The sequence below is a fragment of the Streptomyces sp. NPDC096079 genome (genome assembly GCF_040303145.1).
Classification (GTDB): domain Bacteria; phylum Actinomycetota; class Actinomycetes; order Streptomycetales; family Streptomycetaceae; genus Streptomyces.
This window is the reverse complement of sequence record NZ_JBEOST010000022.1, coordinates 48,545-58,825: the sequence shown is the minus strand read 5'-3', so window position 1 is coordinate 58,825 and position 10,281 is coordinate 48,545. Positions and strand designations below refer to the sequence as shown.

Annotated in this window: 6 protein-coding genes, 1 tRNA gene and 1 pseudogene; 4 read left to right on the top strand and 4 right to left on the bottom strand. The window is 70.5% G+C overall.

All coding sequences use genetic code 11. The features are described 5' to 3' along the window. The first annotated feature begins 2 nt into the window (after positions 1 to 2). Positions 3 to 3,638, top strand: a complete 3,636-nt coding sequence (locus ABTY59_RS31340) for a caspase, EACC1-associated type (protein WP_352022459.1) — start codon at positions 3 to 5, stop codon at positions 3,636 to 3,638. Between the two features lie 400 nt (positions 3,639 to 4,038). Here the strand turns inward: ABTY59_RS31340 and ABTY59_RS31335 are convergent. Further along, a pseudogene (locus tag ABTY59_RS31335) lies at positions 4,039 to 4,323 on the bottom strand (STAS domain-containing protein); the annotation flags it as partial. 358 nt (positions 4,324 to 4,681) lie between these two features. Here ABTY59_RS31335 and ABTY59_RS31330 point away from each other — a divergent pair. Together ABTY59_RS31330 and ABTY59_RS31325 are read left to right on the top strand one after the other, a co-directional pair. Beyond that, on the top strand, positions 4,682 to 5,047 hold the full coding sequence (locus ABTY59_RS31330) for a helix-turn-helix transcriptional regulator (RefSeq protein WP_352022458.1): 366 nt from the start codon (positions 4,682 to 4,684) through the stop codon (positions 5,045 to 5,047). Positions 5,048 to 5,189: 142 nt separating this feature from the next. Next, complete coding sequence (locus tag ABTY59_RS31325) at positions 5,190 to 5,564, top strand: STAS domain-containing protein (RefSeq protein WP_352022457.1); 375 nt, start codon at positions 5,190 to 5,192, stop codon at positions 5,562 to 5,564. 485 nt (positions 5,565 to 6,049) lie between these two features. Here the strand turns inward: ABTY59_RS31325 and ABTY59_RS31320 are convergent. The 3 genes from ABTY59_RS31320 to ABTY59_RS31310 form a co-directional block, all read right to left on the bottom strand. Continuing rightward, positions 6,050 to 6,134 (bottom strand) — tRNA-OTHER (locus tag ABTY59_RS31320). Positions 6,135 to 7,177: 1,043 nt separating this feature from the next. Continuing rightward, complete coding sequence (locus ABTY59_RS31315) at positions 7,178 to 7,942, bottom strand: GntR family transcriptional regulator (protein WP_352022456.1); 765 nt, start codon at positions 7,940 to 7,942, stop codon at positions 7,178 to 7,180. Positions 7,943 to 7,977: 35 nt separating this feature from the next. After that, the gene (locus tag ABTY59_RS31310; protein WP_352022510.1) at positions 7,978 to 8,745 is read right to left on the bottom strand and encodes a GntR family transcriptional regulator; all 768 of its coding nucleotides are present in this window, start codon (positions 8,743 to 8,745) and stop codon (positions 7,978 to 7,980) included. Between the two features lie 180 nt (positions 8,746 to 8,925). Between ABTY59_RS31310 and ABTY59_RS31305 the strand changes: the two genes are divergently transcribed. Beyond that, positions 8,926 to 10,185: an extracellular solute-binding protein gene (locus tag ABTY59_RS31305; RefSeq protein ID WP_352022455.1), complete on the top strand. Its 1,260-nt coding sequence runs from the start codon at positions 8,926 to 8,928 to the stop codon at positions 10,183 to 10,185. Positions 10,186 to 10,281 lie beyond the last annotated feature (96 nt).

The following is a 10,281-nucleotide window of genomic DNA, read 5'->3' as shown; positions in this document are numbered from 1 at the left end:
CCGTGATCGAGGAGTTGTCCGAGGCGCTGGGCGCGGCGGGCGCCGACGTCGGGCCGGAAGAACTGGCCGACATCCTCTGGCTGGCCGGCCGCATCGATGCGGCCGGCGACTCGGAGCAGACGACCGCTGCCCACGACCCCGGCCGGACTCCGTCAGCACACTCCGACCCGGCAGGAGAGGAGGCCGACGCCGAGGAGATCGGTGAACACGGGCTCTACAACGACAACACCACGGCCGCCTCCGGAGACCTCCAGGGCCACGCCGGCGTATCCGTCCTGATCCGGCGCGCACCGGCGCTCGACGACTCGCTCGGCATCATGCGAGCCCTGCGCCCGCTGGGCAAGCAGGCCAAGGCGGCGGGCGAAGGGGAGCTCGACGAGGAAGCCACGGTCCTCGCGTCCGTCGAGCGCCGCATGCTGGTGCCCGTCATGCGCCCGTCGCGGGGCCGCTGGCTCGATCTGGCCATCGTCGTGGACACCCACCCCACCATGGTGTTCTGGCACGACGTGGTGACCGAACTCTCCCGCGCCGTCACCCAGGCCGGTCTGTTCCGGGACGTCAGGGTGTGGTTCCTCGGCGACCCCGACACCACGGGCACGCCCACCGTCGCCCGCACGCCTGGGGGTGAACCGCGCAGCGCTCAGGAACTCACCGACCCCTCCGGGCACCGTCTGGTCCTGGTCGTCACGGACACGGTCGCCGAGGGCTGGGGCCACCCGACGATGGCGCGGGCCCTGCTCCGCTGGGCGGCGCACGGGCCGGTCGCCGTCATGAACGTCATGCCGAGGCGGCTGTGGGACCGAGGGGCCCTGACCCCCACCGGTATGTTCGTGCGAGCCGCCCGCCCGGCCGCACCGAACCGGACCTGGCGGGTTCGCCCGGCGGGCCGCCGGTCCCGGCCCGGGCGGAACCCGTCCGCCCGCGGCGTCGCCGTCCCGGTGGTGGAGGCCACACCGGAATCGCTCGCGCTGCTCGCCTCCCTTGTCGCCGGTGGTGGCCGGTGGACACGGATGACCTGTCTGAGCGTGAACCTCGACGACTCCTGGACGCCGAGCCATGCGCCAGGGGGGTCTTCGACTCCTCTGTCCCTTCCTTCCGCCGAGTCCGCGCTGCGGCGGTTCCAGGCGACCGCGTCACCGCCCGCGCGATGCCTGGCCGGTCATCTCGCCGCTGTTCCCGTCACGCTGCCCGTCATGACTCTCGTACGCCGGGCCATGGTCGGGGAGTCTGACCACGGACACGTGGCGGAGGTGGCGCTGGGCGGACTGTTCCAGCCGTGGCACCCGCTGCCTCCGCGCACCGACCTGGACCGGTACACCTTCCAGTTTCTGCCAGGCGTCCGCGAAGCCCTCATAGGAGGACAGGACCGGCAGGACATCACCGCCGTGCAGGAACTCGTACGGAGATCGGTCTCGGCCTATCTGGAACAGGTGCCGGCGAACGCGGGCGAGTTCCGGGCGGTGCGCGGGGGAGGACACATCACCCAGGGGGATCGCGTGCTGGCCGCCGGCGCGATCCCGTTCGCCCATACCAAGGGGCCGGGGTCGGCGCCGGTGGGGGTGCCTCTCCCGGAGTCACGGCAGTGGGAGCGTTCGTACGCTGCCGATCACGCGGATCTCATGCCCTCACCGCATGCGGCCTCCCTGCGCCAGGTGGTGCGGAGAGCGGAGCAGGGGACGAGCCGGCTGGTCGTCCTCACCGGCCCCGCCTGGTCGGGCAAGACTCACGCGGCCTGGGAGGCGGTACGACTGCTTCCGGACGACTGGCGCATCTGGGAACCGCGTTCCGTCGAGGAGTTCCTGGCAGCGGCCCACAGGGTGGGGCCGCGCACGGTCGTCTGGCTCGACGACATCGAGGGCGTCTCTTCCGGCGACGACCACAAGGTCGGCAGCCGAGTGGCCGGGAGCGTCGCTGCACTGGTGGAGCAGGGAAACCCGTCCCGCGGCCCCGTCCTCACCTTCGTGATGAGACGGGAACGGGACGGCAGCCATCCGTTCGCCCTCGTGGAGGGCCGCGCTGATCTCCTCACCTTCGAGGGCGGTGCGGAATCGCTCCTGCCTCCCAGTGCCGAGACGCTGGAATCGCCCCCTCGGCCGGATCGCGCGGTGTCGCCGCTGACTCCGGACGCCACTGAGCCGTACTCCTCGGACGACGCCGTCGTACGTGTCTCAGCCGATGGAGTACGCGGAAGCGGCGTGCTGGTGAGAACGGGGGTGCTGACTGCCCGACACCTCGTGAGCAACGCGCGTCGGATCGCCGTGACCGTGCGGGGCATGGCGTACATGGCCGAGGTCCACTCCTCGCAGGGAGACGTCGTTCTGCTGAGGATCACGGACCCGACGTGGCCGGACGGCACGTCGCCCGTCATCGGCAGCTCCTCACAGGAGATCCTCAAGGGGCAGAGCGTCCAGCTGCGGGGTGTCGCGGGAGGGGGCAGGATCTCGCTGCGATGCAGCGTGTCGAACGTGACCGGGACTCGCATAGCCGCTCTGCTCACCGATCCCGTGATGGAGGTCCTGCCGCCGCCCGCCGGCTTTCTGGAGCTGAGCGGCGCCCCGATCGTGGATGAGGGTGGACGACTGGTCGGCGTGGTGACAGAAATGAACCAGGTAGTGGCCCAGCCCACCGGACCGCTGGTGGGGCAGCCCGTCTCCTCCCTCGACCGGTTGCTCGGCACCATCGGACGGTCCGGCCTTGGCCTTGAGCGAGACTCCCGTCTGCCGCATCCTCGCGATTCCCGTGCGGTGCTGGTGGCAACGGCCACCATGTCGTCACCGAGCCTCTCCGCGCTTCCTTCCGTCGTTCCCGGCCTGGAACGCCTCCACGCCCTGCTCACGCGCGAGGGTCCAGCCCCCGCCTTCTCCCCTCAGAGCGTCACCGCCGTGATCGACCCGGCGAGGTCGGAGGACGTTCTGCGTCCGCTGCGCGAGGCCGCCGCTGAGGCCCGCGACGTTCTGTTCTTCTATTTCGCGGGGCACTCCATCCTCGACAACATGGGCGAGCTCCATCTGGTCTGCTCGTCCACCGACCCGGAGCGGCCGGAGCTGACAGCCGTCAGCGCCAGGGCCATCAACGACATGCTGATGACCAGTCCCGCGCGGCGGCGTCTGGTGATCCTGGACTGCGACTACAGCGAGCGTTGGCCCTTGCGGGGGAGCGGCGACGTGTGGATGGTGGGAGCCACGAGCGGTACGAGAGTCGCCTTTGCGCCCTCGGGCGCCCCGTATACCGCGTTCACGGGTGCACTCATCGATGTCCTTCGACATGGTGTTCCCCACAGCTCGTCCCCGGTGTTGGACCTGCAGTTGGTGTGTGACGAGGTGAGCCTGGCCTTGCGCACCCAGGACGGTCTGCCCGCTCCACACTTCCGAAGCGGCCCGTCCGGGCTGGCTCTCGGCTTGAACCGTGGACGCCCGGAACTGGGCAGGCAGCGCGGCACAGTGAAGTGGTTCAACACTGAGAAGGGGTACGGCTTCATCACGCCCGACCACGGCTCAGATGTCTTCGTCCACTACTCGGACCTTCAGATGGCCGGATTCCGCACTCTTGAGGAGGGGCAGCTGGTGGACTTCCGCATCGTCGAGGGCACGAAGGGTCCTCAGGCGTCGGACGTCCACGTGGTCACGCTGAACCCATGATGAGGGCCGGAAATCGGCTCGGTCGGGATCGACCGCGATGACCGGCCCGCACCTGACCAAGGTGCGGGCCGGTCCCTACCGTGCCCGGGCCCGGCGGACGGGGAGGCCGCGGGCCCTGGATGAGCGGCCATGTCCGCCGCTCGCGGTCCGTGTGCCCCCGAATCCGGGCTGCATGCAGACCGGATTCGGGCCGGCGGCAGCGGCGGGGAAAGCAGCTAGTTCCAGTTGTTGGCGGCGTTCACTCCGCTGCCGAAGTTGGAGTCGTTGTCCGCGTGTGCGGGGGCGACGGTCGCGAGGGTGCGCTCCCGCTCCTGCTGGGGGCCGTCTTGCCTTCGGGGGCGGATGCGGGGCGGGGGGCGGGCACGTGGGGATGGTCGCCGGTGGCGAGAAGGATGGTGTCGGCGCCGGTCAGGGCGAGGACGCGCATGGGCTCTTCCCGGATTCCGGTGAGGGTGAGGCTGCTGCCGGCGGCCGTGAGGCGGAGCCGGAGTGTCAGCAGAAAGTTCAGGCCGGAGGAGTCCATGAAGGTGACGCCGGACATGTCCAGGCGCAGCGGAAGTCCGTCGGGCGGTGTCGTCCGCGTAGCTGCTTCCAGCGTGCCGCGGGAGGTGAGGTCGATCTCTCCGGCAAGGGTGATGACGGGGCCGGTGGGGTGTTCGTGGGTGGAGAGGGTGAGACTGCTCATGGTTCGCCCCTTTCGTCAGGGGTCGAGCCCAACGCACCCGGGAGGGGTGCCAGGAGCGTGACGTGGGGTCACGCACAGACCAGCAAGACCACCCGAACCGCGTCCCGACCCTCCTGAGGGAGAGCCTGTGAGGGCGGCTCGGGGTCTCCTACCAGACCAGGCTGGTGTCTCCACAGGCTTGCACATCCGTCTGCCGCCGACCATACCCCTCCTGCTCCGTGACTTGAGTGATCGCTCCCTTCGCAGCCCCTGGGCGGCGGAGGGAATCGGCGCCTCGCAAACGGAACCTCGCCACGCCCGCATGCATGAGTTCAGATTCATGCTTGCAGAAACAGGACAGAAGGTTCTTAATGGATACATGGCGGATGAAGTGCGGGATCCGCGAAGCAGCTGGACGTTTCTCACGCAACACGCCCGGGTGCTGCTGATGATCTCGCAAGACGCTGATGTACGCGTCCGGGATCTGGCTGCGGCCACCGAGATGACGGAACGAGCCGTCCAGGCGGTCCTCGGCGATCTGGAGAAGGCCGGATACGTGACGCGAGCGCGTGTCGGGCGCCGGAATCACTACCGGATCACCCGGGGCACCCACTTCCGGCATCCCGCGGAAGCCCGGCACGAGATCGCCGGGCTGCTGACGTTCTTCGCGGCCATGAACGCCGACGCGGACACGCACGCCTACGGGGAAGCGGGTGAGGGCAATGACGACAGAACGGAACCATGACAGGCCCCTCGCCCATACGTGGCTCACACCTGCGGACGCACAATCCCGCGCCTGCCGCTGGCCTGCCACCCGCGCCCCGAACCCGCCAGAGCTCGCTTCGCTTCACGCCGCGCATCGGGAGGGCCGAAGCGACGACATCGCCATGAAGGTCGTCGCCGACAGCATCGGAGTACTGGGCGAGATCGCCACGGAGCAGCTGCTCATCCGCCTCACGACCGACATGGAAGGCAATGTCCGAGCCCTGGTCCGAGGAGAGATCGACATCCAGGGCGCACCCGAACTTCACCGGGCACTCGCCCGGGTTCTGGACGGGACGCATGGCTGTCTCGTGGTGAACCTGGCCGAGGTGTCCTTCTGTGACTGCAGCGCACTCAACGTGCTGCTGAGACTCAACGCCCGAGCTCGACGCACCAGGGGCCGGCTCATTCTGGAAGCGCCCAGCACCCAGGTCACCCGGCTGCTGTCGCTCACGAGAAGCCGGAACATCTTCACCATCCGCGTCGTCACCGGCCACTAGACGATGCGCACAGCCCCGCTCTGTCCCACCTCGGTTCATCAGGCCACGCTGGCCACCTTGCAGGTACAGGCCCTCCTCGTCGCCCTCCGCCCCCGGCACCGCACCAGCCTCGCGTAACGGATCACCATCCCGTGGGGAGCGAACCATGTCCCGCGAACTCCTCGACCGCGTCCAGCACCTCATCGACCAGGCTGTACGGCCCTGACAGCGGCCTCACATCCACCAGCACGCCCACGGGACCATCATCAGCTGGAACACCGACGAGCTGCTGATCACTTCGACGAGGTCCTTGGCGCGGTGGTCGGTGAGGAAGTCGCCGCGGTCGTCCTCGGTGAGGACCTCGCTGTCTATGTCGCATCACTTCTGGTAGCGGACGCGGGCGCCGTCCTCCGGGTGGACGTGCTGGACGTGGACGTCGTGGGATTCGGTCGCGGGGATCCGTCGACCCGCGCCGTGATCGCACTCCTTCGTGCGAGGTACGGGGACGCAGCGCCGCCGGGATTCGAACCCGGGTTTCCGATTCCGGCGAGCCGGAGACCGGTGTCCTTGGCCGCTGGACGACGAGGCTGCGCTGGCCAGGGTGCCGCAAGGAGGTTGTGGCTGTCCCACGCTGGTGACCCTGATGGGGAGCTCGTAGCGGGCGTCGATGCTGATCGCTTCGGCCTGCACCGCCAGGTCGGCGCCGGTGAAGCCGAGGAACGTGGCGTCGGCGGTCGTACGCAGCAGCGGGACGATCTCGGCGGGGGGCGGCGCGGTGCGTGACGGCGAGCTTGGAGAGGGAGCGCTGGTACGAGGCCGCCGTCCGTGCACACTGACAGTGGTTCGCCAGGCGCGCGCCTGCGGCCTCCCGTGGGGAGTCGGGAGGCGCGGCGCGGCCCCAGCTCCCTGCGGGCGCGGAAGGGTGGGGCCGACGGCGCGCCCGTGTGGGGTGGGGACGGGGGGAGCGCCGCGTGCGGGCCACCCTGCCACCGTGTCGTGCGGGTGCGCCAGAGGTGTGCGTGAACCAGCCGCTGACACATGACGGATCTGGTCGTCTTGTTGTGCGAGTGAGGGTTCGGGTGTGCCAAGGCACGTGCAGAACGTCTGTTACCGGTGCTGATGACTCCGGTACCGCCCTGCACCAGAACCGCCGCGGCCACGTGTGGGACAGCCGCTCAGACAACGCGACCCTGCGCGACGACCGCGGCGGCGTTGTCGACACCGAATCCTGGGACGGTCGCGACCACCACCACTGCCGCAGGCTCCCGGGGCCCCGCTTCCGCCCGTCCGCACACCCACCGATGGTCAGGTCGAGGGGATCCGGCTCGGATTGCGACTGTACGCCGAGATCGCGAACGTCGCCGCGCTGCACCTGCCGCGCCGCCGGGCCGGCGGGACGTCGGCCACCGGTTGCGCGCCCACTCGTGGCCGCCGTCCACCCCCGGGCCGCCACGGCCTACCTCGGCGACGTGACGTACGCCGTGCTGCCGGGCAGCTCCGACGAGGCGGCCACACGCGTGGCCGAGGCGTTCCTCTCCCGGGCGGGCGGCAGAGCCCCGGCCGTCATCGGGATCGGCCGACCCCCCTCGCCCTCACCCGGGTCCTGCTCTCCCGGCGCACCGGATGAGGCGGCGTCACTCCACCGTTCCCCACCACGTCCCGCCCCGCGCTGCGTCCGCCGCCGGATCGCCGACCGCGCCGTCGGCGAGGGCGAGCCGGGAGACGACGCGGTAGCGGTCGCCCCGGTAGAGCGAGCGGACGTACTCGACCGGTCTGCCGTTCGTGTCGGAGGTGATCCGGTCGAAGAGGAGCGCGGGGGAGAGGACCGGTACGTCGAGCAGCACCGCCTCCTCCTCGCTCAGCACGGTCGGTTCGATCGACTGGACCGCGTGGGCGGGACGGATGCCGCGCCGCTCCCGCAGGTGCGCGTAGAAGCCGCCCTCCATGTCGGCGGCGGTGAGGCCGGGGACGAGGTCGGCGGGCACGTGGAGGTGCTCCAGGGCGATCGGGGCACCGTCCACCCGCCGCAGCCGCGTGACGTGGACGAGCTCCGCGGCGGGGGAGAGCGCCAGTCTGCGGCCGATGCGGGCGCCGGCCCGGACCGTGCGGAGTCCGAGCACCGTGCTGGTCCAGTCGCCCCGGCTCCGGGGCGCGCCGGCCGCCCGGTGCTCGGCGACCAGCTCCTGGGTGATCTTGTCGGGCGCGACGAACATGCCCCGGCCGTGCTCCCGTACCAGCAGGCCCGTGGCGACGAGTTCGTCGACGGCCGCGCGCAGGGTCGGCCGGGAGACGCCGAGGGTGGCGCAGAGAGTGCGCTCGGACGGGATCGCGTCGCCGGGCCGGCGGCTCTCGATCACGGTCAGGAGGTGCTCGCGCACCCGCTCCCGCTTCAGCTCCATGCCGTCCACTCCCCAGTGCGCCGTTCCGCTGCGGGTCAGTATGCATCCCCCTCCGTGGAGGAGGTCACGAGCCCGTCGCGGGTGAAGTCGAGGCGGGAGACGATGCGGTAGCGGTCGCCCCGGTAGACCGAGTGGACGTACTCGACGGGCCGGCCCGCGGTGTCGAGGGTGAGGCGCTCGATCAGCAGGGCGGGCGAGAGCACGGGGACGTCGAGGAGTGCCGCTTCGTCCTCGCTGACGACGGTCGGTTCGATCGACTGGGTGGCTTCCTGGACGTGGACCCGGTGGTGCTCCCGCAGGTGGTCGTAGAGGTCGCCCGCTTCGAGCTCCTCCGGGGTGAGCGAGGCGCCCACCAGGTCGGCCGGGATGTGCAGGTGCTCGATGGCCATGGGAGCGCCGTCGACCAGGCGGAGGCGGGCGACGTAGAGCAGTTCGGCGGCCGGCGAGAGGCGGAGCCTGCGGCCGATGCGGGCGCCGGCCCGGATCGTGGCGGACTCCAGCACGGTGCTGGACCAGGTGCCCGATGCGCGGGGGACGGTGAAGGCGGCGTCGTCCGGGGCCAGTCGCTGGGTGATCTTGGCGGGTGCGACGAACATCCCGCGGCCGTGCTCCCTCACCAGGGCCCCGGTCGCCACGAGTTCGTCGACGGCCGCGCGCAGGGTGGGCCGGGAGACGCCGAGGGTGGCGCAGAGGGTGCGCTCGGAGGGGATCGGGTCGCCGGGGCCGCCCGCCTCGATCAGGCCCAGCAGGTGCTCCCGTACCCGCTCCCGCTTCAGCACCCCGCTGGAGGAGCCGTCCTTCATGCCGCCCGCCCTTACCTCACTGGTCAACTGGTAAATCCGATACTAGCCGCACCGGTTGGTCTGGAGACCCCGTGAACAACCCATGTTTTTCAGGGGATTGACGGCTCCCGGCGCGCGTGCCACCTTCTGCTCACACACCTGACCACTTGACCAATTGGTCAATCATTCATCGAGGTGCCCGTGAAGACTCGTCCCCTCGCCGGCTCCGCCGCCCTCGCGGCGGCCGTCGCCCTCACCGCCACGGCCTGTGGCGGATCGGGCGAACCGGCAGCCTCCGGCGGCCCGGAGAAGGTCACCGTATGGATCATGAAGGACAGCGTCACCGACGCCTTCCTCGACCGCTTCCGCACCGGCTTCGAGGCGGAGCACCGGGACGTCGACCTGGACATCCAGATCCAGGAGTGGGACGGCATCGGCGAGAAGGTCACCGCCGCCCTCGCCAGCAAGGACGCCCCGGACGTCATCGAGGTGGGCAACACCCAGGTCGCGCAGTACGCGGCGAGCGGCGGCGTCCGCGACCTCGGCGACAGGACCGCCGAGCTGAACGGCGCGGACTGGCTCCCGGGCCTCGCCGAGCCGGGCAAGGTCGACGGCAGGCAGTACGGCATTCCCTGGTACGCGGCCAACCGGGTCGTCATCTACCACAAGGACCTCTTCGCCCGCGCCGGTGTGACCGGTCTCCCCAAGACGCAGGACGAGTGGCTCGCCGTCACGGCGAAGCTCAACCGGGGCAGGACCCAGGGCATCTACCTGCCCGGCCAGAACTGGTACACCCTCTCCGGGTTCATCTGGGAGGAGGGCGGCGACCTCGCCGTCAAGGACGGGGCCGCCTGGAAGGGGGCGCTCGACTCCGCGCAGGCACGCGCCGGAATGGACTTCTACCGGCGGCTCCAGGCCCTGGGCAAGGGCCCCAAGGACTCCGACGAGGCCAAGCCCCCGCAGGCCGAGGTCTTCGCCAAGGGCGAGGTCGCCCAGATCATCGCGGTACCGGGCGGCGCGAAGATCGTCGAGGAGATCAATCCCGCGCTCAAGGGAAAGCTCGGCTTCTTCCCGATTCCCGGCAAGACCGCGGGCAAGCCCGGCGCCGTCTTCACCGGCGGCTCCGACCTGATCGTGCCGGAGGCCTCGACCCATCCCGACGCCGCGTACGAGGTGGTCAAGGCGCTGGCGGGGGAGAAGTGGCAGACCGACATGGCCAGGACGATGAGCTACGTGCCCAACCGCACCTCGCTCGCGCGCGTGATCCAGGACGACGAGGGGACGGCCGCCATGGCCGCGGGCGCGGCGCAGGGCCGGGCGACTCCGAACTCCCCGCAGTGGGCGGCCGTCGAGGCCACCAACCCGATCAAGCAGTACATGACGGCCGTGCTCACCGGTACCGACCCCGCTCGGGCGGCCGCGACCGCCTCGCAGAGCATCACCAAGACCCTCGGCTCGTGAGCGGACCCGTGAGACCGCCCACGAGACACCTCGGCAGCACCCCCGACACGCCACCCGACGCGCCTCTCGACGGACCGCTCGACGGACCGCTCGACG

Coding starts and splice junctions, on each gene's coding strand:
- ABTY59_RS31330 (WP_352022458.1), top strand. CDS start 4,682: ATGGCGGATGAAGTGCGGGATCCGCGAAGCAGCTGGACGTTTCTCACG.
- ABTY59_RS31325 (WP_352022457.1), top strand. CDS start 5,190: ATGAAGGTCGTCGCCGACAGCATCGGAGTACTGGGCGAGATCGCCACG.
- ABTY59_RS31315 (WP_352022456.1), bottom strand. CDS start 7,942: ATGGAGCTGAAGCGGGAGCGGGTGCGCGAGCACCTCCTGACCGTGATC.
- ABTY59_RS31310 (WP_352022510.1), bottom strand. CDS start 8,745: ATGAAGGACGGCTCCTCCAGCGGGGTGCTGAAGCGGGAGCGGGTACGG.